Origin of the sequence: Bacillus mycoides, assembly GCF_000832605.1 — a bacterium.
GTDB lineage: Bacteria > Bacillota > Bacilli > Bacillales > Bacillaceae_G > Bacillus_A > Bacillus_A mycoides.
This window is the reverse complement of the sequence record NZ_CP009692.1, coordinates 1,894,681-1,920,915: the sequence shown is the minus strand read 5'-3', so window position 1 is coordinate 1,920,915 and position 26,235 is coordinate 1,894,681. Positions and strand designations below refer to the sequence as shown.

Sequence of the window (26,235 nt, the reverse complement as noted above, 5' to 3'; positions counted from 1 at the left end):
TTTTTAGTATTTAAAATATATTTTAAAAAAACTGAAGGGAGGTTCGAGTAACCTGTATATGAAGAAAATTACAAGAAGAAATTTTTTAAAATCTGGAATACGCACTTGTCTATATTCATTTATAACCGCAAGCATCGGCTATTATTATGCTAAATATATAGAGCCCTATTTGCTTTCTTTTACGCAACACACACTTAAATCACCGCTCATACCAAAAGGTTTTCATGGTATGAAGATCCTTCAATTTAGCGATTTACATCTAGGATACTATTTCTCTCTCCAACATTTATCTCAAATCGTTTCCAAGATTAATGCTGAAAAGCCAGATATTGTCCTTTTTACTGGTGACCTCATTGATGATTACCAAACATATACCGAGGCTTCTTTTGTTGCATCCATTTTAAAGAATATACAGGCACCCTTCGGTAAATTTTCTATTTATGGTAACCACGACCATGGCGGATATGGAACTGAATACTATGATCACATCATGCGCGAATCTGGATTTGAACTTTTGCAAAATAGCGAAAAGCGAATTCGTTTACTGGATAATAGTGAAATTTCTATTTTCGGACTCGATGATATGCTACTGGGTAAACCAAAAATAGCGGAAACTTTACAACATGCAAAACAAAATATTTATACAATTGTTCTCGTTCACGAACCAGATATCGCGCCACAAATCGCTACATATCCAATCAATCTTCAACTTTCTGGTCATAGCCATGGGGGACAAGTACAAATTCCTTTTTTAGGTGCTATTATTACCCCGTCGCTTGCAAAAGAATATATTGAAGGTTTCTATAACATTCAAGGTTTGACTCTCTATGTCAATCGAGGTATTGGAAGAACACGTGTCCCATTCCGCTTTATGTCAAAACCTGAAATTACACTCTTCATCCTACAACATTCGTAACAATTCGCCTATTTCCTTACATATCCTTCCTTGTACGCGCTCATCCACGCTTGGTCCACCATATGATAAAAATGAGTCCAGTAAAGGAGGTTTGTTCATGTATCCATATTATCAACCAATCCCAGTTCGTTCAGCACCTTTTGGCCCAGCAGGCGACTCACGCTTCTTTCCATTTTTCGGTGTTCCATTTCTAGCTGGAATTGCTGGAGGATTGCTCGGTGGAGCATTAGCTTTCGGGCCTAGACCGTTTTATCCGCCTTATCCACCGCCTTTCCCACCACCAGCACCTTTTCCTTGTTACGGAGGGCCTTGTCAACAACCATACTATTATTAATTTAAACCAACCATTCTTCTAATGTTTTTCTCTCAACGAACCGACTCATCACACGCCTATAATAAAAACTATTCTCTCTACTCATCCTTCCATTTTGAGAATATATGAGTAGAGAAAAAAAGTAAAAACCTCTTAAATTCAATAAGAGGTTTTTACTTTTTTCACACTATTCAGCGTCTGTATTTTGATACGCCATCTTAAATAAATTCACTTGGCTATCAATTTCTTCTATACTACTATTAATTATATAATAATAGTCACCATCTTTATTTTGTTCACGTGTTTTCACATTATCAGCTAAAACCAGCTGTAAAATTGCCTTTATTCTCGCTTTCATTTCAATATCTAAAATTGGGAAGGATATTTCTACTCGTTTTTCCATATTTCGCGTCATCAAATCAGCTGAAGATAAATATATTTTTTCATCTCCATTATGATGGAAATAATAAATACGACTATGTTCTAAATATCTTCCAACAACACTAACTACACGAATATTTTCACTTACATTCGGAATCCCAGGTCTTAAACAACATGTCCCTCTAACGATGAGCTCTACCCTTACCCCAGCTTGTGATGCTTCATACATTTTTTTTATTAATGGTTTATCTGTTAACGAATTCATTTTAGCGATAATATATCCATTTCCATATTGTCTATGATAACGGATTTCCTCATCTATTAACTCCATAAACTGCTCTCTTATATCAAACGGGGCAACAGATAAATGATGAAAATGCGGTTTTTTTGTATAACCACTCAAATAATTAAAGAAATTTGTTGCATCTACACCAAAGTCTTTTCGCGATGTAATATATCCAAAATCGGTATACAACTTCGCTGTTGCATCATTATAATTTCCGGTTCCAAGATGTACAAACCTTTCAATTTTTCCGTTTCTTCTTCTTACAACTAACGTAATTTTACTATGCGTTTTCAAGTGACTTACTCCGTAAATAACGTGACATCCGGCCTGTTCCAATTCTTTAGCCCAATGAACATTATTCTCTTCATCAAACCTTGCCTTTAACTCAACCAATACCGTCACTTGTTTTCCTTTTTCAGCTGCTACCTTCAGCGCCTGAATTATTGGAGAATCTCCACTTACACGATATAATGTTTGTTTGATCGCAAGTACATTCGAGTCATCTGCCGCATCACGGACAAAATCAACGACTGGCTGAAACGACTCAAAGGGATGGTGTAATAAAATATCATGTTCTATCGCTTTTTCAAATACATCTTCCTCATCACCTAAATCTTGAGGAGGTTGAGGAATAAGAGCCGGATATACTAGATGTTCATATAAAGGCGCTAATTTTTTATATAAGGAGAATAAACATGTTAAATCTAACGGTCCATCCATCATGTACACATCTTCATCTTTTACTTCTAACACATCATACAATAACGCTAACACTCTTTCATCAATGTGTTCTTTACCAACTTCTAAACGAACGGCAGCTCCCCACTTACGCTTTTTCAATTCTTTTTCAATTACTTTTAATAAATCGCGTGCACCTTCTTCATGGATCGTTAAATCCGCATTACGTGTAATACGGAAACGAGTAACAGGTGATACGTTATATCCTGTGAATAGTTTATGAGTAAAACCACTAATTACATCTTCTAATAAAATAAATTTATGTTTTTGCCCTTCACTCGGTAAAAATATGAAACGCTCCAGTAATGAAGGCACTTGTACAATTCCTAACTTCGTACGATTTTCTTCCGCAGCCTGTTGCTCATCATATAAAATAGTAGCTAAATTCAAACTTTTATTTAATAACATTGGAAATGGACGATACGCATCAATAGATACAGGGGTTAAAACCGGAAATATTTGTTCATCAAAATACTCCTCGATAAATTCCCTTTGCTCTTTCGTCAAATCATGGAATGTTAAACGCTCAATCCCCTCTAGTTCAAGCGCTGGCAATACATAATTTTTAAACGTTTCATACTGCACAGTCATTAACTCATGCGATTTTATCGCAATCTTATTTAACTGTTTCTTTGGTGTTAAACCTGCTTTATTTTCTGGCTGATTAAATCCCGCACTTACTTGATCTTTCAAACCTGCTACGCGCACCATAAAAAATTCATCTAAATTCGAACTAAAAATACTAATAAACTTTAGTCTTTCTAATAGTGGATTATTTTCATCTTGCGCTTCTTGTAATACACGTTCATTAAATGCTAGCCAGCTTAATTCACGATTATTATAATACGCTGTATCATTTAAATTTACTAAATTCCCCTTTAGCAATTCCATTCTCTTCACACTTCCCTTTGAAACTTTTTCACTATAATTTAGTTACTTTCATTTTATCAAATTACAATATTCCAAAGTGTTAATTTTCTGTAAAGACATCCGTACAACTTAACGTTTTGATTCGAATGATAAGTGAATATTTGTTTTCAATACTCTTTCTAGCTGCTTTTTTTGTTTTTCAGCTTGTACTTTTTCTGCTAATGCCGATTGCTCACATAAAATTCTAAACGTTAATCCTTCTTTATTTTCTGTTATGGATATCGTATCAACAAGCGATCTTTGTCTTACATTTAAAGCAGCTGAAAATTGTAAAACAGCGCCTAATAGGCGGATTTTTTTTTGTTCGCTTTTATCAAACCAACCTTCAAATGGAGATAAATGTTGTTTAAATAGCATTTTTGATTTATAAGATGCAATAAGCGCTAACCTCACTCGATCTTTATGCATCATGCCGTCAATTGTTTTATTTGCCAATAAATAAAACGTGTGTAAACGACTCGCTTCTTCGTCTATATATTTTCCAATATTAAATACTTTCGCTGCTTGATGGAATGCTTCCCAGTCTTTTATTGAAACAGAAATCAGTCCCATTTCTTCGAGTTGTTTACAAATCAATCTTCCATGTTTAATAAGTTGAATGACAAATTCCATATCCATTTCATATTCGTGTGATAACAAATGTAAGCTTTCTTCAACTACATTCGGATAATATGAAATCCCTAAATCTTTCGTCAACTCTTCATAGAAAACACCTTCTCTTAATCCTTTTTTGCTTAATACAAATGCCGTTGCTTCTGTAATATTTACAAGTTTATGAAATACTTCAACCGCTGGAATAATTGTATCAGCTCGATCTTTTGCCAATCCTTCCATTTTCTGAAGTTCGATAAACGATTGTTTTTCCAATGCACCTTTTACATTTTCAATATCTTCTTCTTTCATTTTGTATAAATGTACTCCCGCTATAGGATAGTTTGTTAAATTTTGGTGGATTTTCGCTAAGTTTCTCGCACTACCACCAATTGCAATAAGAGGCAATTTCTTATCAATTAACCATGGTAACGTTCGAAATTGACACTCTAAATACTCTCGAATTTCCTCTAATTCATCTTTAGTAGGAATATCACCTTTAATAAATAGATGTTTTAAAGAAAGCGCACCAAAAGGAAAACTATGGTACTCTAAAATCTCTCTATTTTTAATATATGTAACTTCCGTACTTCCGCCACCAATATCTACTGTTATTCCTTCCGAAAACGAAGTAGAATTCATAACTGCTAAATAGCCGTAACGTGCTTCCTCATATTCTGATAATACTCTAAGAGTAAAGTCTGTTTGTCCTTCAACAAGTTTTTTAATCTCCTCTTGATTCTCAGCCTGTCTAATTGTTGCCGTTGCAACACAAAGTACATGATGCAACTGATGGAATTTTGTACTTTCTTGAAATTGAAATAATGTTTGTAACAATACTTCTTTACCTTCTTCATTCAAAACACCATCGATTAAATAATTTCTTAACCGAGCAACCACTTTCGTATTTTCAATTTCTTTATAAAAACCTCCATTTTGCTTTTCATAAATAACTAAACGCATTGTATTAGATCCAATATCTATAATGGCATATTGTAATTTTAATATTTCTTTCAAACTTCTCACTCTTTCATTATCAAATTTCTGAAACATATTCTATCACTATTATACAAAATAGTTGTTTTTTGTAACAATATTGCTTTAATATTGAAAATATATACAATTACTTTTTGCATATAATAAAAACCCATTTTATTTATGCTATAATAAGGAAAAATTGAAAGGAGAGTCAATATGAAACCTTCACAACCACAATCTCCATTGCATAATCAACATTCTATTAATAGACTAGCTCAATCTATTTTCGTTGTGAATCGTCATGCTAAAGCTGCAACTAACCCTAAGTACTTATATTGGTTAAAAAAGACTGCTTTAGAACGCTTAATTACTGAAAAAAAGGCTATCAAAGAAGGATTACATTTTTCTAGAAATCCACGTTTTAGTCAACAACAATCCGATGTTCTTATACGTTTAGGTGATTATTTTTTCCATATCCCTCCTACGAAAGATGATTTTCGCACCCTACCGCATCTTGGTCACCTTGAATCCTCCTATCGAAATCCGAAAACAACCTTATCTTTAACAATAGCAAAAAAAACACTTCAAGATTATATTGGTCCTGAAGCATTAAAACAGGAAAAAAAATTAAGCGAACCAGTTCCATGGTATAGCCGTACCTATACAAAAAAATAAAACAGTTTGGCCTAATATTAGGCCAAACTGTTTTATTTTTTATCTTCCTTAATTTTAATATTAGCTTGTTTATAGAATGCAACTTTTTCTGTATTATATGATTTCGTATATTCATTAAACTTATCTTTTTCTGTCTCAATATCTTTATATGCTTGGTTTACTACCTTTACTTTCTCGCTAATATCTTTTAATTTTGTACCTTTATCTTGTAGCATTGTATATAATTCTTTTTCTTGCTTTAAAGATTTATTATAGCTATCGTACATCTTTTGGAATGAATCATGTCGTTTCTCATAAGTACTCTTTACTTTATCAGCCTGTTCTTTTAATTTATTATCTTCAATTTTCTTCACATGCTTATCAGCTGACTTCACTTCTTCTTGCGCTTTATTTAACGCCTCTTTTTCTTTAATAAGAACTTTTTCTCGTTCAGCTGTATTTTTCACCGCTTGATCAAGCTTATCCTTAACAGCCTGATTATTATCTTTTCCTTCTTGGACAATTTGATTATATAATACTTGACCCTCTTTCTCTAATGACTCTAATTTTTTCGCATCTTCAAACATTGTTTTTTCTTGCTTGGCAGCATTTTCAAATGCAACATATAGCTCCTCTTCTGGTTTTGGGCCAAAACAACCAGCTAGTAAAGTCATTGATAATGCAGTTACAATTGCTAATTTATTATATTTCAACATCTTTTCCCCCTATTAATAAACGACCATCGTGCCAAAAATCCCATGAAAAACATGTAACTTCGTTAGCTATTTCACGCTCGCATCTTTTTACGAAGATCATCAATAATTATTTATACTGCTTGTACAATTTTCGTACTTAAAATTATGTAATGTCTTAAAACATAAAGGTATTTTCCTTAATCTTACCTACTGCAAGAAACACTATAATGTTTCACCTGATAAAAGATGATCGTTGACCTCTCACGTCTATCATTCCCTTTCTCACTTTCTATCAAATAACCTCTTTGTCCATTTTACATAGTGCAAAGGGGACCTCGCAACTCTTACAAAGATTCTTTTAATTTCTTAAAAAGGAAAAGTGTAGAGCATGTTTTCCTCTACACTTTTAAACTGAAAACATTGTGCAAAATGCATTGACACATCCACACACAATTATATGCTGATTTCATATATTTTTAAAGACTTTTGTTACAAAAAAAAGTTTTCTTGTAACAAAAGACAAAAAAATGTTACAAAAAATCTTTATATCATACTTCTTTAAATCAAAGTTTCATTCATGACTTTGCAAGTTTCTATAATTATACAATTGATTTTGTGCCTTTCTAAACAAATCTTCAAAAGTTTTCCCTTCTATAGGATAACTTGCAGCCCCAAATAATAGTGTGACACTTAATAAATCATTCGCTATTTCATTTTGAATATTTTTGATTAATCTACTTGTTATTGTTGACTTTTCATAGCCATTATCAACAGCTACGATAACATATTTATTTTCATCCCACCTCGTAACTACATCGCCTTTTCGAACTGTCTTTACAATTGTACGTTCTACTCTTTGGACTAGCTCATCTAACTTTTTTTCTTGCACTGTGTCTTTTAATACATCCCATTCTTTTACGGAAAGAATATACACTGTAATATTACGAGAATCTCTTTCTGATAAAGCAGCTACTTTTCCAAAAAAATCAACGACAAAATCGTTATTCGTCATTCCTCCTACTTCAATATTTACACGCGTATTCGTTCTTTTATCGTACCAATGTCCAAAATAATAGCTTAGTATCATTTGCAATATATAAATAATAAAGAAGGTTAAAAATGATCTCGAATCTAGCTTAGCAATTACATCCTGAAGTGCAATCCATTCTGTAACCGCAACTGTGTTCCCAAGTAATAACCCACTAATTTTCCCTTTATGTTTCATACTCTCCCCCTTTTATACCAAAATATGTTTCTATAACAATAATGTTTTTCTATAAAATAAAAAATGTACATATTTAATGTACATTTCTACTTAAGCTTGTATACCTTTTCTATTTTATTTCATATATATACTATATATCGTTTTTAGGAAGGAGTGACCTATATGCCTCAAAAAGAAAATCTATTAGATATTATGCGCTTACTAGCTGGCTTTTTGTTATCATTAAAATTACTATTTAACTCTTTCGGAATAAACTTCATTACAAACGATCAAATTGACGCTATAGTAAATGTTATTTCATTTCTATTCATTCTATATTTTGGATACAAAAATAACTATATTGGAAAAAAGGGAGTGGAACAAAAGAAATTACTCAAGAAGCACAATCTTCATTAAAGAAGGAACCTTTCGCACAGGTTCCTTCTTATCATTTTCTGACAACCACTTCATTTGTTTGTAGCGGTCCATATGATACACCTTTATATTGAAATGTATATGTAGCCTGAAATAATGAATTGGGAGGAGCTTTATCTTTATTTGCTTTTATTTGACAAATTAATTCTACCTTTTCATTCGGTGATAAATTATCGATTCGCCACCTTACAAGCTGAAATAAAAACTCACTTATTCCCTTATCTGCTTTTAAAGAGTTTGGGATATACGCGAAATAATCACGAATCATATGACTTACAACTACTCGCGAAATCATTTCAACGCCTTTATTTTCAACTTCAAGTCGAATAATTAGTATGTCATTAACATCATAGATCATCTCATACGAAAATTTTTCTTTATACATACTACGGATTTGCAATGTGACTGCTACATCGGATGCTTCCGTGTCCTTTTTAGAACCATCAATCCACAAAACCGGCTGTAACGGTATAGAATACCTTCCTTGATCCGAAATTCGTTTCCATATTTTCATAATATATTCACCTCATTCCAGATATATCATCTATACAACTGTATTCTGCCTCTCGATGCAATGAACTACACTTAGAAAAAACATTTAGCTTGTTACAAATCATATTAAATTTTTCTTTTCCTTTTATCCTATTCGACAATATAAAGAAAAAACCATTTTTAATAGGTTGACACAGGTTATACTTTATTAAATATTTTTTTACAATTTCCTTCCTTGACTACATAACAAAATAAATTCTTACTCTCTTTTGGTCAATATAATAAAGTGAAACTTTAATCAGTGGGGGTTTTGTCCATCCCCCACTGATTATTAGCTTTTACCAATCGGGCTTTAACGGGCAGTTAAAGCGGGATAAAATAATTTGGCGGTAGAAAACATTTGCCTTTTAGTCAAATTTGACTATAATATAATTTATGATTTCCATCCTTTATATCATGTCAGTGCAATTTTTTATAAAATGAAGAGGAACTATACAAACTGTACATAAAGTTTTTTTATGCATTGCACTAAAAAACTTAAGTTAGTTTAATTTTTATTAAAGGAGGGCTACTTTTGGAAGCACAACTATCAAAAAACGATTCAAGTAAAACAAAATTTGTTGTTGCTGGTTTACTACTTGGTATTCTAATGGCAGCAATGGATAACACAATTGTCGCAACTGCGATGGCAACGATTGTCGGAGACTTAGGAGGGTTCGACAAATTCGTTTGGGTCACATCCGCCTACATGGTAGCAACAATGGCCGGAATGCCTATTTTCGGTAAGCTGTCTGATATGTACGGACGGAAACGCTTTTTTATTGGCGGATTAATTCTCTTCTTATTTGGTTCTGCACTTTGCGGGACAGCATCAAGTATTGAACAACTAAGTATTTATAGAGCCATTCAAGGAATTGGTGGCGGCGCTCTTATGCCTATCGCATTTACAATTATGTATGATATATTCCCGCCTGAAAAACGCGGAAAAATGACCGGACTATTTGGTGCTGTTTTCGGAACATCTAGTGTTTTCGGACCTTTATTAGGTGCTTACATTACAGATTATATAAGTTGGCACTGGGTCTTCTATATTAATATTCCGTTAGGACTTATTTCCTTCTTCTTCATTACTAAATACTATAGCGAGTCTCTAGAATATCGAAAACAAAAAATTGACTGGGCTGGTGCTATTACGCTTGTCATTAGTATCGTTTGCTTAATGTTTGCTTTAGAACTTGGTGGTAAAGAATATGCATGGGACTCTAATGTGATTATTGGTTTATTTTCAACTGTTGTTATTCTGCTTATTATTTTCTTCTTCGTAGAAAGAAACGCAACCGAGCCTATTATTTCTTTCCATTTATTTAAAAAACCTTTATTTGCAGCTAGCCAAGGTGTTGCCTTTTTCTATGGCGCAGCTTTTATCATCTGTACAGTTTATATTCCAATCTTCGTTCAAGGTGTTCTCGGTGGTTCAGCCTCAAATGCTGGGTTAATTTTGACACCTATGATGGTAGGATCTGTAATCGGAAGTCAAACTGGTGGACAATTAGCTTCACGAACAAGTTATCGTAACATCATGACAGTATCTGGAGTTTTCTTCGTTCTTGGTATTTATTTACTAAGTACTTTAACTATGGAAACACCTCGTACACTCGTAACAATGTTTATGGTGCTTGCTGGACTTGGAGTTGGATTCTCCTTCTCAGTTTTAAGTATGGCATCTATCCACAAATTAGAAATGAGAGATCGCGGTTCTGCTACATCCACGAACTCATTCTTCCGTTCACTTGGAATGACCCTTGGCGTCACGATTTTCGGTACGATTCAAAATCATGTTTTCACTGATAAATTAAAAGCAGTCTTTCCTCCTGAACTAGAAAAAATGGCTCCTAAAGGTGGAGACACAAGCTTTTTATTATCACCAAATGCTACTGAAAAGCTACCTCCTGAAGTACTGAGCGGAATTAAAGAGGCTCTTGCAACATCTATTGCTAATACATTTTTCTGGGCACTTATCCCAGCTACGCTAAGTATAATTTGTATTTTACTTATGGGAAATGAACGTCTTTTAACAGGACCAAAAACAAAGCAAAAACAAAAACAAGTAAGCTAATATAGAAAAACGAAACGGTATATCCCTTTATGAAAGAGGATATACCGTTTATAATATATATAAAGTTTCTATATACAGGAGTTGAGACAGCATGAGCATGAAGTTAGTCATTCTCGGCTTGTTACTCGAAGGAGATAAACATCCCTATGAAGTGCAGCACATAATGAAAGAAAGACAAATGGATTGTTATATTAAATATGCCAAGGGATCGCTATACTACGCCTTCGAGCAATTAGAAAAACAAGGTGCGATTAGCATTACCAATATTGTTAGAGATACGAATAGACCAGATAAAACAATCTTCCATATAACAGAGGAAGGAAAAGCCCTTTTCCACACCTTATTATTAAAACAATTTGAAGCGAAAAACCAAATATATAAACCTATTTATTCAGCGCTCTCTTTCGCTCACTTTAGCGACGAACAAGCTCTAGTTCCTATTTTGAAAAAAAAGAGAGATGATACAATGCTCTATTTACATACAATGCAAACGATATACGATCATAATAAACAACTAGTTCCTCGTGCTCAACTATATATTCTACAAAGCGTCATTGAGCATATTAATGTTGAATTACGTTGGCTAAACACGCTCTTACAAGATGCAACTGCAGGTCGTCTTTCAGAAATAGGTGTAGATAATGATTAAGTTTTTCTAAAAGAGGTGCCTCCTCTTCTAGAAAAACTTAACACTATAATTATTCCTCGCAACTCAAAACACCCTCATTTTAATAATAAATAAACATTAAAAAAACTTAATTTTCCGAATAAAAAGAAATAAAAAACTTTAGAATTTTCTTATTTTAAAACAGTGGACAAAATTCCGAAAATTGTGTTAGAATTTGTTTCAATATCATATCGCTTGTTAAATTCCTTTCAAAAGGAAAATAGGTACACGAATATTTCACTTCGTGTTTAAAAGGGAAGTTTGGTGAAACTCCAACACGGTCCCGCCACTGTAAATGCTGAGATTTCTTTTTTGTGCCACTGTGAAAACGGGAAGGTGAAAGAAATTATATGAAGCATAAGTCAGGATACCTGCCTATTTTAACAACACTGATAGACTCACGGATGATGATGAGGTGTTAAGAACAAAAAGGAAGGCTTATTTTTCTATGCCTTTATGCTTTTTGTTATAGGTATTTCCGAGTAAACGGAAATGCTTACTTTCAATTAGGGAGGAATTTAAAATGGCAATTCAAACAAGTAACTTAGGTTATCCACGTATCGGACTACAACGAGAGTGGAAAAAAACATTGGAAGCTTTTTGGTCCAATAAAATTGATGAAGAACAATTTTTAACGACAATGAAAGAAATTCGCCTTCAACACGTCAAAGTACAGCAAGAAAAGGGAATTGAATTAATTCCAGTTGGCGATTTTACATATTATGACCACGTTCTGGATACGGCCTACATGTTAGGATTCATCCCGTCACGTTTTTCAGAGTTTACCTCTTACCTTGATGTATATTTTGCAATGGCACGCGGCTCTAAAGATCACGTTGCTTCTGAAATGACAAAATGGTTTAACACAAACTATCATTACATTGTTCCTGAATATGAAGAAGGATTACAAATCTCTTTAAAAGACAATCGTCCTCTTCGTTTATATGAAGAAGCGAAAAAAGAGTTAGGCGTTGATGGAAAACCAGTTATTTTAGGCCCTTATACATTCCTAAAACTAGCAAAAGGTTATAACGAAGAGCAATTTGCCACTATTTTAAAAGAGCTAGTTGCACCTTATGTACAATTATTCTCTGAATTACACGCAGCTGGAGCACAAATTATTCAAGTTGACGAACCAATCTTCGCCTCTTTAACAAAAGATGAAATTAATCAAGCGAAAGAACTTTACGAAGCTATTCATAAAGAGGTTCCAAATGCTAATCTTCTTCTACAAACATATTTTGACAGTGTAGAAGAGAACTATGAAGAAATTATTGCATTCCCTGTTTCTGGTATTGGATTAGACTTTGTTCATGGCAAAGAAGGTAATGTAAATGCTATTTCAAAATACGGATTCCCAGCTGATAAAATTTTAGCTATCGGTTGTATAGATGGCCGTAACATTTGGAGAGCTGATCTTGATGATGTACTTTCTTTATTTACAACATTACAAAATCAAATCACAGCAAAAGGTTTAATTGTTCAACCTTCTTGTAGCTTATTGCATACTCCAATTGATAAAACGGAAGAAACGCACTTAACAAGTGAATTATTTGATGCACTTGCATTTGCTAATCAAAAATTAGAAGAACTAGTCCTTATCCATTCTGCTCTTACTAAAGGTGTAGAAAGCATCAGTAGCGATTTAACAACATATCGTAATGCACATCATGCAATCCGCTCATCAGCTGCACGTAATCGTGAAGATGTAAAAGTGGCACGTACATCACTTAAAGAAGATGATTTCTCACGTCCTCTTCCATTTGAAAAACGATATGAACTACAGCAAGTAGCTTTACAATTACCGTTGTTACCAACAACAACTATTGGTAGCTTCCCGCAAACATCTGAAGTTCGTCAAACACGTAAACAGTGGCGTAACGGCGATATTACAAATGAACAATATAATCAATTCATTGAAAAAGAAACTGCAAAGTGGATTCGTTACCAAGAAGATATTGGTCTTGATGTACTAGTACATGGTGAATTCGAAAGAACTGACATGGTGGAATATTTTGGAGAAAGACTTGCTGGTTTCTCCTTTACTAAAAACGGATGGGTACAATCATACGGTTCTCGTTGCGTAAAACCACCTGTTATTTATGGTGATGTTGCCTTTATAAGTGGAATGACTATTAAAGAAACTGTATATGCACAAAGCTTAACAGAGAAAGTAGTAAAAGGTATGCTAACTGGACCTGTCACTATTTTAAATTGGTCATTCGTTCGAAATGATATTTCAAGAAAAGAAGTTTCATATCAAATTGCATTAGCACTTCGTCATGAAATTGAGTTACTTGAATCTTCCGGAATTAGAGTAATCCAAGTCGATGAACCTGCACTTCGTGAAGGTATGCCGTTAAAAGAAAAAGATTGGGATGCATACATTACATGGGCAGTTCAATCATTCCTTTTAGCAACATCTTCTGTAGAAAATGAAACACAAATTCATACTCATATGTGTTATAGTAACTTCGAAGATATTGTAGATGCAATTCGAGCGTTAGACGCAGATGTTATTTCTATCGAAACATCAAGAAGTCATGGAGAATTTATTAATACATTAAAGCATACAACATATGAAAAAGGAATTGGTCTAGGGGTATATGATATTCATAGCCCACGTGTCCCAAGTAAAGATGAAATGTTCACAATCGTAGAACAATCTTTACAAGTATGTGACCCTAAATATTTCTGGATTAATCCAGACTGTGGTTTAAAAACACGAAGAACTGAGGAAGTTATACCTGCTTTAGAGCACATGGTTCAGGCAGCAAAAGACGCTCGTTCTCTCCTAAAAACAAACGCATAATAAAAAAACGTGTTATCCTTCAAAAAGGATAACACGTTTTTTTATTCTACACTCTCAAAATAGAAGTCGTATTGTACTTTATACAATTCATCGTCTGATGGCTCTTCAAGAGGAGTTGCCTGCAAGACTATCATATATTCCCCGTTCGGAATAGGAATATGATATTTATTAGAAAGAATACTTGTTATATATACTTCTTCATTCTTCACTGTGAAAGGAACTGATATCGTTCTAACCACTTCTTCTTTCTCAATATGATTTCCACAAGTAACTTCCACTTCACAAGTATAGTCAGAGATTGCTTCAAAAATAATAGCTCCATCCACCTCAGCATAGCCTCTTTCAAAATCTTCAGGAGTCCAATCTACATAAGGCTGCTGACCATCATAGTTCATTATCATTAATTGCGAATATGAAATTGTTAATTCCATAACTATCCCCCTCCTCCACTATGAAATGTATGCCAATTACTATTTCACTTCAAATTTCACACGCGTACCATCTGGATATTTGTCTAGCTTATTCCCTACCCAAGAACCTGCACCGCGGTTATCTGCTGGACTTATATATTCAATATGAGCTCCTTTTCCGCCTTCCTTACACATCGCCATCGGCCATTCATCACGATCATAACCTTTCTTCGTCGGATATGGCGCTAACGATAATTTCCTTCTATCCGCTGCACCATTACGATCAATTGTACACATTTCCGAATGTCCTTCTTTTATAGCATCCGTTATATGTTTCCCGGTCTCTGGATATCGTTCTTTCGGGAACTCTAGAATTTGATCATACGTAGTTGTTTTTTTAGTACTTGTCTCCTCTGGCACAAGTACTTCATATACCGCTACCAAAAGAGAAAGAATTGCAATAATTGAAATGATAATACCTTTAAATTGCTTCATGTGTACCTCCGTGTTCCTACCAATTTCTTTTCCTCAGTTATTATAACAAACTTCTTCTATGTATGTTTTCAGACATTATTTTAGCTCTTCCTCTCCATTCCGCCAAAAACATTCATTTTTCTTCATCTTTTCACTAATGCTGTAGAAAACTAATAACCTTCCGACATTCTTTTTCAAAGGAAGTCCACATAAAAGGTTGAAATGATATATACGATACTTTTTGGGGAGGAACTATCATGGAAGCTATTTATAAAACGAAAGATGTTACAAATAAAACAGGTATCCCAAAACATATAGTCCGAAAATATAGCCAACTCTTAGAGGAACACGGTTATATCATTTCAAAAACAGCTGATGCTCGTATTTATAAATTGGATGATTTAAAACTATTGAAATCTATACATGAAAGAGCTGCTACATTACAAGAGGACATTTCAGAAACAATACCTATTATTTTAAAAGAAAAAGAGGCCCCACCTGTACCTGTTATTCAAGATAAGCAAGAAGTGCAACCAAAAGAAGATGGGCGTAACTTTGAGGAGTTCATGCTAAAACTTGAAATGCTTGCTCAATTAAATGAAGCAATTATTCATCAAAACTCTACTCTCATTACACAAAATCGTTTAAAAGACGAGAAATTAGATGAACTAATGCAACAAGTTTATGTAAAAGAAGGCTCACAAGAAAAAATGTTACAAGATCTAGTTGTTCACGCCGCTCAAACAGATGCACTCCAAAAAGAAAAGATGGACTTATTAATGAATCATATGTATAAGCGAGAATCCAAACAAGAAGAAAAAATGAATAAACTTGTCAATCAAATTTACAATAAAGATAGCAACCGTGATACACAACTTATGCAAGTTATTCGCGAAATTCAAGAAACAAAAAGATTAGTCGCCGCCTCAAAAGAGCAAAGCTTCTTTCAATCATTTAAAAGTTTATTCGTTCGAACAAAACAAGAAAAAATAAATGAATGAAATTTTGTATCTTTTTCTAATGCACGATAAAATAAAAAGTTACCTTCTATCGGTAACTTTTATTCCTTATATCGTACAGCTGGCAATATAATAATAGCTTCAGTTCCTTTTCCGCTTTCACTTTTATATTCCAATGTGCCATTATGCGCTTGTAAAATACTAAATGTTACCATAAGGCCTAATCCTGTTCCTTTTTCTTTTAAAGAATAATACGGTTGTCCAAGCCTTACTAACTGTTCTTTTGTCATTCCAACACCACTATCTTTAACTCTTATTATTATCAATTCATCTTTTTGAATAGCTGTTACTTTTAAATACCCTTTGTTTCCTTGAATTGCTTCAATACCGTTTTTAACAACATTCATAATAGCTTGCTTCAATTTCGTCTTATCGCCGATAGTATAAAGGCTCTCAGAAATCTCAACTTGCAAATAAACGCCCTGCATCGCTGCAAATGATGACATAAGAGTTGTCATTTCAATTAATTGTGCTGATAAACAAATATGTTCTTTTTTTTCAATTTGAGGCCTTGCTAAATTTAAATAATCTGAAATAATCTGTTCAGCACGATCCAGTTCAGCTAATACGAGACGCATATAATCTTTGTTTTTTACGTCTTCCGTACTCTCTAGCAATTGAATAAACCCTCGTACAACAGTGAGAGGGTTTCGAACTTCATGTGCAACACTTGCAGCTAACTCACTTACAATATTAAGTTTTTCTGATTTTTGCATTTCTGTACGCAATAATGCATTTTCGTTTAAATACTCAGTCAAATACACTTGAAATACCATTGTCATAACCATAATAAGTGATGCAAATATATACCCACTATATAGATTAGATATGTACGGTGTAAAACCTGTTTCTAAAAGGACATTCAACATCCCGACTACTAATGAAACAAGAACATAAAATGATGCAATCATAAAAGCTAATATTAGCTTCTTATCTCTTGAAAAAAGAGACCATTTCTTTGACAAAAATAATGGAATTATCGAAAGAAATATAACTTCTACCATAGGCAACCAACTAAGCCCCTTAAAAATCCATTCATATGCAACATAAATAATGGCAGGGATGAGCCCAACAATCCCACCATATAAAAAACCACTAACAATTGGGACTGGATGAAAATTGTATCCGCAAACGGTACCAAAACAAATAGAGTATGTCATGGAGAGAACGAGTGTAACGCTAGATAAAAACATAATAAAGTAGCGATTAGGCTTCGGAAGCATTCCTTGATAACGATTTAAACGAATCGCTTCATATAAAAATAGTGGTAAAATAATGATGGCAATTTGGATCATTAAATCACGAATCAGCTCCATAGCCTCTCATCCCCTATATGTATTTTGATATGATTATATCATTTTATAAGTCTATTTGTTTCAAAATTTTGATTTTTCTTAACATCTTTGTTAATTATTTGTTAACAACTAATAATAAATGTTACAAATTTCCGAAATGATTGTAAACCCTGTACCAAATTTCCTTCGTGCAGTATACAATGAATACGGATTACAAAGAAAATAAAAAACACTTCACTAGACGGACAACTATCGCAAAATACAGCATATAATCCATACTATCTATGTTTACAAATAAGTGATCATTACTTTAGTAGGAGGAAGATAAATATGGCGGGTACTACGCTTGTTTTAAAAGAAGAAAATTTGGTTGTGCTAGAAAACGTTGAAAAATCAGTATACGAAGAATTGCAACATAAAGCAGGGGACGAAGACTGTACATGTGCTGTAAATGAATCCGTTGTCCATCTTGGCAAAGTATCTTCCGTACTTTGGAACGAAGATGAAATAGATTGGGAATACGGTTATTAAAAAGTCGCTTGCAGCGGCTTTTTTTGTGTTTATGCTTAAGTGAAACTTTAATTAACTCACACAGCTTATACTCTTATAGATATTTGAACCCTCACATAATTTCTTACTTCCACTGAATTTTAAGATACGATTCTTATCTTTCACAAATAGCGGGGGAAATTTTATAAACAAAGCGTAATAGTTGAAAATATGATAAAATGAACTTAATTTTCAAACGGAAGAAAGGGAGATACAATGGAACAATTCATTAATCCTAGAGTGAAGGACATCCAAATTTCTGGAATCCGTCAGTTCTCTAATATGATTCAAAACTATGATAATCTTATCTCTTTAACAATTGGGCAACCCGATTTCCCTACACCTTCTCTAGTAAAAGAAGCAGCTAAACGGGCCATTACAGAAAATTATACAAGCTATACACATAACGCTGGTTTACTAGAATTACGCAAGGCAGCTTGTAACTTTGTAAAGGACAACTACAATTTACATTATTCACCTGAAAACGAAACCATTGTTACAATCGGTGCTAGTGAAGCGATCGATGTTGCATTCCGAACTATTTTAGAACCAGGAACGGAAGTAATTTTACCTGCTCCTATTTACCCTGGTTACGAGCCGATTATTCGGCTATGTGGTGCAACTCCTATTTTTATAGATGTTCGCGAAACTGGATTTCGTTTAACAGCTGAAGCATTGCAACATGCAATTACAGAACGAACAAGATGCGTCGTTTTACCGTATCCTTCTAATCCAACTGGTGTTACCTTATCAAAAGAAGAATTAGAAGATATTGTATCTGTCTTAAAAGATAAAAATATTTTCGTTCTTTCTGATGAAATTTATAGTGAACTTGTATATGAAGAAAAACACACATCTATCGCTCATTTCCCAGAAATGCGTGATAAGACGATTGTCATTAACGGCTTATCAAAATCACATTCTATGACCGGCTGGCGTATCGGACTTTTATTTGCTCCAGAATATTTAGCAAAACACATATTAAAAGTTCATCAATACAATGTTACATGCGCTACTTCAATCGCTCAGTATGCTGCAATCGAAGCTTTAACAGCTGCTAAAGATGCCCCGAAGATGATGCGCTATCAATACAAAAAACGCTGTGATTACGTATATAATAGACTCATTCAAATGGGTTTAACGGTTGAGAAGCCAACAGGTGCATTTTATTTATTCCCATATGTTGGACATTTAACATCTTCATCATTTGATTTTGCACTTGATCTTGTAAAAGAGGCTGGGCTAGCCGTTGTTCCTGGAACCGCATTTTCCGAATACGGTGAAGGCTACCTTCGCCTTTCCTATGCTTACAGTATTGAAACTTTAAAAGAAGGCTGTGACCGTTTAGAAGCCTTTCTAAAGAAAAAAGCTAAGAGTTAAACTCTTAGCTTTTTGTTGCATAATGATCACAAGTTTGACGCTTCAATAATTTATGCGGAATAATAATGCATTTTGAAGTAGATTCAGAATGCTCCACCTTATCAACTAAAGCTTTTGCCGCTTCATACCCTAATTGATAAATATTCACATCAACTGTCGAAAGTGGTGGACTAGCAATTTCTGATAATAAAGCATTGTTAAAGCTTACAATCGAAACATCTTTCGGTACAACAAATCCTTTTTTAGAAAGCGCACTTAACACGCCAAGTCCAATTAAATCATCCGTTGCCATAATTGCCGTCGGTGGTTGCTTTAGTCCCATTAATTCCTCAACAGCCTGTTGACCACTCTCTCTTGAAAAATCAAAGTGTAAAATATACTCTTTCGGCAATAGAATATCTGCTAGTTTCAAAGCATCACTCATCCCCGCCAAACGATCTCTCGTTACAAGTAAATCTGATCCACCGCCGATGAATGCGATTTGTTTATGGCCTAATGAAATCAAATATTCCGCTACTTCTCTTGCAGCTGTATAATTGTCATTATCTACATATGTAATTTCATCTTTTCGATCATATGGTTTTCCAATTAAAACAAACGGGAAGTTTTGGTCATGCAAGTATTGAATAATCCGATCGTTCTCTCTTGAATATAAAAGAATAATACCACCGATTTGACGCCCTTGTACCATTTTTACAACACCATTAAAAATTTCATCTTCCGTTTCACCAGTCGACATATAAAGCGCATACCCTTCCACATGTGCAAATGAACTAATTCCTCTTATAACTTCTGGGAAAAATGGATTTTGAAAAGCTTTACTTGCAGAACTCGGCATAACAAGACCAAGTGTCTTCGTCGTTTGGTTCGCAAGGTTTCTTGCATTTAAATTTGGATGATACCCTAATTCACTCATTACTTTTCGAACACGGCGCTTTGTCTTTTCACTTATACTTGGATTATCAGCAATTACACGAGAAACAGTTGATGGTGCTACGTTCGCCTTCTTCGCCACATCTTTAATTGTAACTGTCATAAAAATCCCCTCCTTTCACTTCTCTGCCATTTTCATATATTTTATCTTGCACCCGTTGCAAGTCATAGGAGAAGTCATAAACTGTCATTTATTTATTCTATCTTGCAAAACTTATCATATTCTCCCTCTCCATGTATTGTAAGGGATATAGCTCTTTTTTCCTATACTATAATATACTATTTACTTCACTTCTTTTCATATGCGATGTCAAATCTCTTTTCATCTCTCTATAATTTTTTTATAGAGAGATGAAAAGAAAAATGGGACATAATGTCCCATTTCTCATCCTTTCGTACCTCCAGCTGTTAAACCAGAAATAAAGTATTTTTGTAGTGATAAGAATAAAATCGAAATCGGGATTGCAATTAATACGGAACCAGCCGCAAACGTCGTAAATTCATTACCAAATTTCTTCGCTACCATTTCATAGAGTCCAACTGCTAAAGTGTAATTTTCCGGCGTGCGTAAAATAATACTTGCTAAAATGAAATCTGTAAATGGACCGATGAAAGTGAATAATGCTACAACCGCTACGATTGGCTTTGCAAGCGGCATAATGATTTGCCAAAAAATACGGAAGTGTCCTGCTCCATCCATGCGGGCTGACTCATCCAACTCTTTCGGAATCGTATCAAAATACCCTTTCATAAGCCAAGTATTCATTGGAATTGCTCCACCAACATAAATTAAAATTAATGCAAGATGTGTATCAATTAATCCTGTCAACTGCGCTAATACATATAGTGCGATTAACGCTGCAAAGTTCGGAATCATTTGTAGAATTAAAAATGTTAATAAACCATTTTTTCTTCCGACAAAACGATATCTCGAAAATGCATAAGCAGTAAAGCTAATTGCTAACACCGAAAAAATCATCGTCATAACACTAACTTTTAACGTATTTTTATACCAAAGTAAGTAATTACTTGAATCAAGATCAAGTAGCTTACGATAATGATCTAACGTAGCATTTTTTGGAATAATGCTAGAACCAGACAAACTATCTCCTGGATTAAACGATGAACCAATAATCCATAGTAATGGATAGAAAATAATCGCACACATTATGAAGATAACCAAATAACTTAATGAAAGACGTAACATCTTTTGTCGTTTAATATTCATTTACATCATATCCTCTTCTTGGAATGATTTTGTTCTCTTAAATTGCCATAACGCAACTGTAATAACGATTAACGATAAAATCATTGTAAGAGCTGCTGCTTTTCCGTACTGCGCTGAAGTCATCGTTAACTTATAAATCCATGAAATTAAAATATCCGTTCCACCTGCATCTTGCCCCGCTACAGCAGGACCTCCGCCGTTAAATAGATAAATGATACTAAAGTTATTAAAGTTAAACGTATATTGTGTAATTAAAATTGGTGCTGTTGCGTATAAAACAAGTGGCAATGTAATTTTGCGGAACTGTTGCCAAGCAGTTGCTCCATCTACTGTAGCCGCTTCATATAATTCTCCTGGAATCGATTGCAATATACCTGTTGTCATTGCAAATACGAATGGGAAACCGAGCCACGTTTGGATCATAATTAAAGCAATCTTCGCCCAAAACGGATCTGTCATCCAAGCAATCTTTTCAATCCCGAATAAAGCTAATACTTGATTATTAATTGCTCCAAATGTTTCATTAAACATACCCGAGAAGACAAGAATAGATACGAATGCTGGAACAGCCCACGGTAAAATGAAGATTGTTCGAATAATTGCCTTACCTTTAATACCAGGCTGATTTACGATAATCGCTAAGAAAATACCAAGTGCAACTTGTAATGTTGTTGCAACAAATGTCCAAATGACAGTCCAAGAAAATACACTTAAAAATGTCTCTCTCCACATTGGTAATGTGAAAATATCAATAAAGTTTTTAAAGCCCACCCAATCTACTAATTTAGCTGGAGGAGAGTGATATAAGTCATAGTTCGTAAATCCAATTAAGATTACAAAAATGATTGGAAATACAACTACAAAGATTAGTAATAGAAATCCTGGTGAAACCATTAAATATGGAAAACCTTGATCTAATAAGTTACGGTATTGCTCTTTTACTGAGTTTAATGGTGTTCCTATATCACGTTTCTTCCCATTTTGGTATGCATCATATAAGTTAAATCCATATATTCCGAGTCCAAACACTATGACGATAAGTGCCAAAATCCCTTCTACTAATAGAAAGACAGAATGGTCACGTGGAACTTCTGTACCGAGCGTTACAATTCCCCATAATCCCATATTTAACAAATCAGCAAATGCTACAATAAATGAACCTGTTAATACTAGAAAAATAAGACCTTTTACAAATTGTTTATTATATATTTGGCCCATGCCTGGAATAATAGATAACATGGTCGCCATTTTCCTATGTTTCGAACCATTCATATCTTTCATTGGTTCCATAGATGTTTGCATGTTCCTTCCCCCTTTTTTCTTCCTACTTGGAAGGGAGAGAATTCGTGCCTCTCCTATTAGAGGCACGAATTTCACCTTATTTTTTCTTACTATGATTTGCCTCAATATTTCCTTTAATTTGTTTCACTGCACTATCAAGCGCGGATTTTGGTGCCTCTTTTTCTGTAACAACTAACTGAAGAGCGTCTCCAGCTGGTTTCCATACTTCTTGCATTTCTGGAATATTCGGCATTGGAATTCCATTTTCTGATTGAGTTGCAACTGCTTTTGCAGCTTCATTATCTTTAATAATTGGATCTTCCATTACTGATTTTACTGGAGGAATCTCTTTTGTCTTCTCAAATCGAATTTTTGCATTTTCTTCATTTGTTACCCACTCAGTGAACTTTGTAGCTAAATCATTTTGTTTAGAGAAGCTTGTTACATGCCATCCTTTTACCCCAACAAATGTTTTCATCGGTTGACCATTTGGTAATTTCGGCATTGGAGCAACACCATAATCAATTCCGTTCTTTTCCATCGCTTGGAACGCCCACGGTCCATTCATAATAGATGCTGCTTTTCCTTCATTGAATAATCCGTCAGCAGCAGGTCCACCAGATTCACCGATAATACCTTTCGGGAATAACTTTTCTTTGTACCATTTTTGAAGATATTCAGCACCTTGTACTGCTCCGCTATTATTTAATCCAACATCACTTGCATTTGGCTTTCCGTCTTTCTCACCAAATACATATCCGCCCATACCTGCCATAAACGCGTTAGCAAAGTAGAAGTTATCTCCTAATGTTAAAAATCCGTACTTGCCATCCTTCGTAAAGTCTTTTGAGAAGTTAAATAGCTCGTCCATCGTTTCTGGAGCTTTTTGCATTAATTTTTTATTGTAAATAAAAATTGGTGTTTCAATTGCTTTTGGTAAACCATATAATTTCCCGTTGTATGTTTGTGCCTTTATTGATAAGTCAGTAAATTTACTCTTCACAGCATCATCTGCTTTTACTTCAGAAATTAAGCCTTCTGTTACTGCATTTCCGATTTGATCGTGTGGCAATGTTACAACATCTGGTCCCGTCCCCGCTGGTCCATCAAGACGTAACTTTTTCACTTGATCTGTCATTTGCATTTCAACAACTTTTACTTTTACTTTATATTTTTCCTCAAAGCTTTTCACTGCTGGTTCTAAACCAACACCTTTTTTATCATCTTCCCAAACGAGAAGATCATAGTCTTTCTTCGCTTTACTTTCCTCTTTTTTTCCTGAATCTTTCGGTCCACATGCAGATAACATGCCAATTGACAATGCTGAAATCGTTAATAGTGATAATGCTTTCTTCATCCCAAAAACCTCCCTAAATTGTCTATGTACCTCTTTAATTGAAAACGCTTGCATTTGATTGTTTAATAGAAGCGCAAACAATATCTAAATCTATGAAAACGTTTGCGCTATTTGTCTATCATTATACATCCTTTTATTCATTTTGCAAATATTAATTTTCAAAATAATCTTATCATACTCTTTATTCATTGACTTTACATAAAATGAATACTACTCTTATAAGCAATATTAAAGTTATGTGGAAGGCAATCGTTTGCAACATAATCTTTATTATTTCGTTTAAGGGAACTATATGTATAGAGATATTAAAGGGGGATTTTCTATATGCTTAAAGAAGCGATCTATCATAGGCCAAAAGATAATTATGCATACGCTTACGACGAAAAAACAATTCACATCCGAATACACACAAAAAGAGATGATGTTCACAACGCCGCTCTCATCTACGGTGACCCGTACGAATGGCAGGACGGGAAATGGATTACAGCGAGTACACCGATGAAAAAAACTGGATCTACTGAGTTATTTGATTATTGGTCCGTTTCAATCAAACCAAAATTTAAACGCTTACGTTATGGATTCGAATTAAAAAACGACGTAGAAACTTTTATTTATACAGAACGAGGATTTTTTTCTAATATCCCAAATGACGATGTCGGTAACTTTTTCTGCTTTCCATTTGTTCATGCAAAAGACGTTTTCAGGGCACCATCCTGGATTAAAGACACAGTATGGTATCAAATTTTCCCGGAACGATTCGCTAACGGGGATAACACATTAAATCCAGCAAACACCCTCCCTTGGGGAAGTACCGAACCAACTCCAACTAATTTTTTCGGCGGAGATTTTGCTGGTATTATTCAAAACCTTGATTACCTTGTGAAGCTTGGAATTTCCGGAATATATTTCACTCCTATTTTCAAAGCTCATTCGAATCATAAATATGACACAATTGATTACATGGAAATCGATCCACAATTTGGGACGAAAGAAACTTTCAAAGAACTCGTTCAGGAGTGTCATAAACATGGTATAAAAGTAATGCTCGACGCTGTTTTTAATCATAGCGGGTACTTCTTTGATAAATTTCAAGACGTGCTGGAACAAGGTGAAAATTCCGCCTATAAAGATTGGTTCCATATTCATGAATTTCCAATTATAACCGAGCCACTTCCCAATTATGATACTTTCGCATTTACACCGTATATGCCTAAATTAAATACAGCACACCCAGATGTAAAAGAATATTTACTTGAAGTAGGGCGTTATTGGGTAAGAGAATTCAATATAGACGGTTGGCGCCTTGATGTAGCAAATGAAGTCGATCACAGTTTTTGGAGAGAATTCCGAAGTGAAATAAAAGCATTAAATCCTGAAGTATATATTTTAGGTGAAATTTGGCACGATGCACTCCCATGGCTACAAGGTGACCAATTTGATGCTGTAATGAGCTATCCTGTTACAAACGCTCTACTTTCTTACTTTGCTAACGAATCCATTCATGCAAGTGAATTTATGAAACAAATTACCGATTCTCTACATTCCTACTCTATGAATGTAAATGAAGCGGCATTTCATTTATTAGACAGTCATGACACACCTAGAATTTTAGCAACATGTAACGGGGATAAAAATAAGTTAAAGTTACTCTATGTATTTCACCTTTCTTTCATCGGTTCTCCTTGTATTTATTACGGCGATGAAATCGGTATGGATGGTAGAATGGATCCTGACTGCCGCAAATGTATGATATGGGATGAAAAAGAACAAGATACTCTTTTATTTACACATATACAAACATTAATTTCATTACGGAAACAACATAAAGCATTTGGAGGAAATGGTACTTTTCAATTCATTGAGGCAAATGATGAACATAATTATATTTCTTATACAAAAACATATGAAGATGAAACTATCTTTTTCGTTTTAAATCCTACTAACAGTGAAGTTACAACTTCACTCCCTCTTCATATTACCAGGAAGAAAATAATTAACATTTATACAAACGAAGAATTTTCAGCGGAAGCAAGTGTATTACAAGTTACACTTCCACCGTATGGATTCTCTATTTTAAAATGGTAATAGTAAAAGCCTTATG

General features: G+C 34.2%; 23 protein-coding genes and 1 riboswitch. Of the genes, 11 read left to right on the top strand and 12 right to left on the bottom strand.

Features of this window, described 5'->3' with window-relative positions; genetic code table 11:
* The first annotated feature begins 58 nt into the window (after nt 1–58).
* On the top strand, nt 59–916 hold the full coding sequence (locus BG05_RS11940; protein ID WP_002014831.1) for a metallophosphoesterase: 858 nt from the start codon (nt 59–61) through the stop codon (nt 914–916).
* A 97-nt stretch (nt 917–1,013) separates the two neighbouring features.
* A complete protein-coding gene (locus tag BG05_RS11935) occupies nt 1,014–1,250 on the top strand; it encodes a hypothetical protein (RefSeq protein WP_002014830.1) in 237 nt (78 codons plus the stop codon).
* A 166-nt stretch (nt 1,251–1,416) separates the two neighbouring features.
* On the opposite strand, the gene BG05_RS11930 is transcribed toward BG05_RS11935, so the two are convergent.
* Together BG05_RS11930 and BG05_RS11925 are read right to left on the bottom strand one after the other, a co-directional pair.
* Nucleotides 1,417–3,525, bottom strand: coding sequence for a polyphosphate kinase (locus BG05_RS11930; RefSeq protein ID WP_003191082.1), 2,109 nt, complete (start codon nt 3,523–3,525; stop codon nt 1,417–1,419).
* A 108-nt stretch (nt 3,526–3,633) separates the two neighbouring features.
* Entirely contained in the window at nt 3,634–5,208 is a 1,575-nt protein-coding gene (locus tag BG05_RS11925; protein ID WP_003191081.1) for a Ppx/GppA family phosphatase, read from the bottom strand.
* 141 nt (nt 5,209–5,349) lie between these two features.
* Here BG05_RS11925 and BG05_RS11920 point away from each other — a divergent pair, with 141 nt between their 5' ends.
* On the top strand, nt 5,350–5,808 hold the full coding sequence (locus BG05_RS11920) for a YkyB family protein (protein ID WP_002014827.1): 459 nt from the start codon (nt 5,350–5,352) through the stop codon (nt 5,806–5,808).
* A 32-nt stretch (nt 5,809–5,840) separates the two neighbouring features.
* On the opposite strand, the gene BG05_RS11915 is transcribed toward BG05_RS11920, so the two are convergent.
* Nucleotides 5,841–6,503: a YkyA family protein gene (locus BG05_RS11915; protein WP_002014826.1), complete on the bottom strand. Its 663-nt coding sequence runs from the start codon at nt 6,501–6,503 to the stop codon at nt 5,841–5,843.
* Nucleotides 6,504–7,053: 550 nt separating this feature from the next.
* Nucleotides 7,054–7,707, bottom strand: coding sequence for a diguanylate cyclase domain-containing protein (locus tag BG05_RS11910; RefSeq protein WP_003191144.1), 654 nt, complete (start codon nt 7,705–7,707; stop codon nt 7,054–7,056).
* 162 nt (nt 7,708–7,869) lie between these two features.
* On the opposite strand from BG05_RS11910, the gene BG05_RS11905 reads away from it, so the two are divergent.
* Nucleotides 7,870–8,103 (top strand): phage holin, encoded by a 234-nt coding sequence (locus tag BG05_RS11905; RefSeq protein ID WP_002014824.1) that lies wholly within the window; start codon nt 7,870–7,872, stop codon nt 8,101–8,103.
* A 31-nt stretch (nt 8,104–8,134) separates the two neighbouring features.
* Here BG05_RS11905 and BG05_RS11900 read toward each other — a convergent pair whose 3' ends face one another.
* The gene (locus BG05_RS11900; RefSeq protein ID WP_002033821.1) at nt 8,135–8,635 is read right to left on the bottom strand and encodes a hypothetical protein; all 501 of its coding nucleotides are present in this window, start codon (nt 8,633–8,635) and stop codon (nt 8,135–8,137) included.
* 552 nt (nt 8,636–9,187) lie between these two features.
* On the opposite strand from BG05_RS11900, the gene BG05_RS11895 reads away from it, so the two are divergent.
* The 3 genes from BG05_RS11895 to metE all read left to right on the top strand — a co-directional run bounded on the left by BG05_RS11895 (nt 9,188) and on the right by metE (nt 14,208).
* On the top strand, nt 9,188–10,729 hold the full coding sequence (locus BG05_RS11895; RefSeq protein ID WP_002014821.1) for an MDR family MFS transporter: 1,542 nt from the start codon (nt 9,188–9,190) through the stop codon (nt 10,727–10,729).
* A gap of 91 nt (nt 10,730–10,820) precedes the next feature.
* A complete protein-coding gene (locus BG05_RS11890) occupies nt 10,821–11,378 on the top strand; it encodes a PadR family transcriptional regulator (RefSeq protein ID WP_002128898.1) in 558 nt (185 codons plus the stop codon).
* A 223-nt stretch (nt 11,379–11,601) separates the two neighbouring features.
* A riboswitch (cobalamin riboswitch) is annotated at nt 11,602–11,789 on the top strand.
* A gap of 130 nt (nt 11,790–11,919) precedes the next feature.
* Nucleotides 11,920–14,208, top strand: a complete 2,289-nt coding sequence (metE, locus tag BG05_RS11885; RefSeq protein WP_002014819.1) for a 5-methyltetrahydropteroyltriglutamate--homocysteine S-methyltransferase — start codon at nt 11,920–11,922, stop codon at nt 14,206–14,208.
* A gap of 41 nt (nt 14,209–14,249) precedes the next feature.
* Here the strand turns inward: metE and comJ are convergent, their stop codons facing one another.
* On the bottom strand, nt 14,250–14,639 hold the full coding sequence (comJ, locus tag BG05_RS11880; protein ID WP_002088359.1) for a competence protein ComJ: 390 nt from the start codon (nt 14,637–14,639) through the stop codon (nt 14,250–14,252).
* Nucleotides 14,640–14,678: 39 nt separating this feature from the next.
* Nucleotides 14,679–15,113: a DNA-entry nuclease gene (gene nucA / locus BG05_RS11875; protein ID WP_002014817.1), complete on the bottom strand. Its 435-nt coding sequence runs from the start codon at nt 15,111–15,113 to the stop codon at nt 14,679–14,681.
* Nucleotides 15,114–15,349: 236 nt separating this feature from the next.
* On the opposite strand from nucA, the gene BG05_RS11870 reads away from it, so the two are divergent.
* The gene (locus BG05_RS11870; RefSeq protein WP_002014816.1) at nt 15,350–16,093 is read left to right on the top strand and encodes a DUF3967 domain-containing protein; all 744 of its coding nucleotides are present in this window, start codon (nt 15,350–15,352) and stop codon (nt 16,091–16,093) included.
* A 59-nt stretch (nt 16,094–16,152) separates the two neighbouring features.
* Here BG05_RS11870 and BG05_RS11865 read toward each other — a convergent pair whose 3' ends face one another.
* The gene (locus tag BG05_RS11865; protein WP_002014814.1) at nt 16,153–17,427 is read right to left on the bottom strand and encodes a sensor histidine kinase; all 1,275 of its coding nucleotides are present in this window, start codon (nt 17,425–17,427) and stop codon (nt 16,153–16,155) included.
* A gap of 309 nt (nt 17,428–17,736) precedes the next feature.
* On the opposite strand from BG05_RS11865, the gene BG05_RS11860 reads away from it, so the two are divergent.
* Together BG05_RS11860 and BG05_RS11855 are read left to right on the top strand one after the other, a co-directional pair.
* Nucleotides 17,737–17,937 (top strand): hypothetical protein, encoded by a 201-nt coding sequence (locus BG05_RS11860; protein ID WP_000929276.1) that lies wholly within the window; start codon nt 17,737–17,739, stop codon nt 17,935–17,937.
* A 234-nt stretch (nt 17,938–18,171) separates the two neighbouring features.
* Entirely contained in the window at nt 18,172–19,335 is a 1,164-nt protein-coding gene (locus BG05_RS11855) for an aminotransferase A (protein ID WP_002128899.1), read from the top strand.
* 4 nt (nt 19,336–19,339) lie between these two features.
* On the opposite strand, the gene malR is transcribed toward BG05_RS11855, so the two are convergent.
* The 4 genes from malR to BG05_RS11835 form a co-directional block, all read right to left on the bottom strand.
* Entirely contained in the window at nt 19,340–20,371 is a 1,032-nt protein-coding gene (malR, locus tag BG05_RS11850; protein ID WP_002014809.1) for a maltose operon transcriptional repressor MalR, read from the bottom strand.
* A gap of 282 nt (nt 20,372–20,653) precedes the next feature.
* The gene (gene malD, locus BG05_RS11845; protein ID WP_002088365.1) at nt 20,654–21,496 is read right to left on the bottom strand and encodes a maltosaccharide ABC transporter permease MalD; all 843 of its coding nucleotides are present in this window, start codon (nt 21,494–21,496) and stop codon (nt 20,654–20,656) included.
* Nucleotides 21,497–22,798: a maltosaccharide ABC transporter permease MalC gene (gene malC, locus BG05_RS11840; RefSeq protein ID WP_002088367.1), complete on the bottom strand. Its 1,302-nt coding sequence runs from the start codon at nt 22,796–22,798 to the stop codon at nt 21,497–21,499. It lies immediately after the preceding gene.
* A 76-nt stretch (nt 22,799–22,874) separates the two neighbouring features.
* The gene (locus BG05_RS11835) at nt 22,875–24,134 is read right to left on the bottom strand and encodes an extracellular solute-binding protein (RefSeq protein ID WP_002128900.1); all 1,260 of its coding nucleotides are present in this window, start codon (nt 24,132–24,134) and stop codon (nt 22,875–22,877) included.
* A gap of 324 nt (nt 24,135–24,458) precedes the next feature.
* Between BG05_RS11835 and BG05_RS11830 the strand changes: the two genes are divergently transcribed.
* Nucleotides 24,459–26,219 (top strand): alpha-glycosidase, encoded by a 1,761-nt coding sequence (locus BG05_RS11830; protein WP_003191242.1) that lies wholly within the window; start codon nt 24,459–24,461, stop codon nt 26,217–26,219.
* Nucleotides 26,220–26,235: the final 16 nt, after the last annotated feature.

Coding starts and splice junctions, on each gene's coding strand:
- BG05_RS11915 (WP_002014826.1), bottom strand. CDS start 6,503: ATGTTGAAATATAATAAATTAGCAATTGTAACTGCATTATCAATGACT.
- nucA (WP_002014817.1), bottom strand. CDS start 15,113: ATGAAGCAATTTAAAGGTATTATCATTTCAATTATTGCAATTCTTTCT.
- BG05_RS11925 (WP_003191081.1), bottom strand. CDS start 5,208: ATGTTTCAGAAATTTGATAATGAAAGAGTGAGAAGTTTGAAAGAAATA.
- comJ (WP_002088359.1), bottom strand. CDS start 14,639: ATGGAATTAACAATTTCATATTCGCAATTAATGATAATGAACTATGAT.
- BG05_RS11920 (WP_002014827.1), top strand. CDS start 5,350: ATGAAACCTTCACAACCACAATCTCCATTGCATAATCAACATTCTATT.
- malC (WP_002088367.1), bottom strand. CDS start 22,798: ATGCAAACATCTATGGAACCAATGAAAGATATGAATGGTTCGAAACAT.
- metE (WP_002014819.1), top strand. CDS start 11,920: ATGGCAATTCAAACAAGTAACTTAGGTTATCCACGTATCGGACTACAA.
- BG05_RS11870 (WP_002014816.1), top strand. CDS start 15,350: ATGGAAGCTATTTATAAAACGAAAGATGTTACAAATAAAACAGGTATC.
- BG05_RS11860 (WP_000929276.1), top strand. CDS start 17,737: ATGGCGGGTACTACGCTTGTTTTAAAAGAAGAAAATTTGGTTGTGCTA.
- BG05_RS11910 (WP_003191144.1), bottom strand. CDS start 7,707: ATGAAACATAAAGGGAAAATTAGTGGGTTATTACTTGGGAACACAGTT.
- BG05_RS11905 (WP_002014824.1), top strand. CDS start 7,870: ATGCCTCAAAAAGAAAATCTATTAGATATTATGCGCTTACTAGCTGGC.
- BG05_RS11935 (WP_002014830.1), top strand. CDS start 1,014: ATGTATCCATATTATCAACCAATCCCAGTTCGTTCAGCACCTTTTGGC.
- malR (WP_002014809.1), bottom strand. CDS start 20,371: ATGACAGTTACAATTAAAGATGTGGCGAAGAAGGCGAACGTAGCACCA.
- BG05_RS11855 (WP_002128899.1), top strand. CDS start 18,172: ATGGAACAATTCATTAATCCTAGAGTGAAGGACATCCAAATTTCTGGA.
- BG05_RS11865 (WP_002014814.1), bottom strand. CDS start 17,427: ATGGAGCTGATTCGTGATTTAATGATCCAAATTGCCATCATTATTTTA.
- BG05_RS11900 (WP_002033821.1), bottom strand. CDS start 8,635: ATGAAAATATGGAAACGAATTTCGGATCAAGGAAGGTATTCTATACCG.
- malD (WP_002088365.1), bottom strand. CDS start 21,496: ATGAATATTAAACGACAAAAGATGTTACGTCTTTCATTAAGTTATTTG.
- BG05_RS11940 (WP_002014831.1), top strand. CDS start 59: ATGAAGAAAATTACAAGAAGAAATTTTTTAAAATCTGGAATACGCACT.
- BG05_RS11830 (WP_003191242.1), top strand. CDS start 24,459: ATGCTTAAAGAAGCGATCTATCATAGGCCAAAAGATAATTATGCATAC.
- BG05_RS11835 (WP_002128900.1), bottom strand. CDS start 24,134: ATGAAGAAAGCATTATCACTATTAACGATTTCAGCATTGTCAATTGGC.
- BG05_RS11930 (WP_003191082.1), bottom strand. CDS start 3,525: ATGGAATTGCTAAAGGGGAATTTAGTAAATTTAAATGATACAGCGTAT.
- BG05_RS11890 (WP_002128898.1), top strand. CDS start 10,821: ATGAGCATGAAGTTAGTCATTCTCGGCTTGTTACTCGAAGGAGATAAA.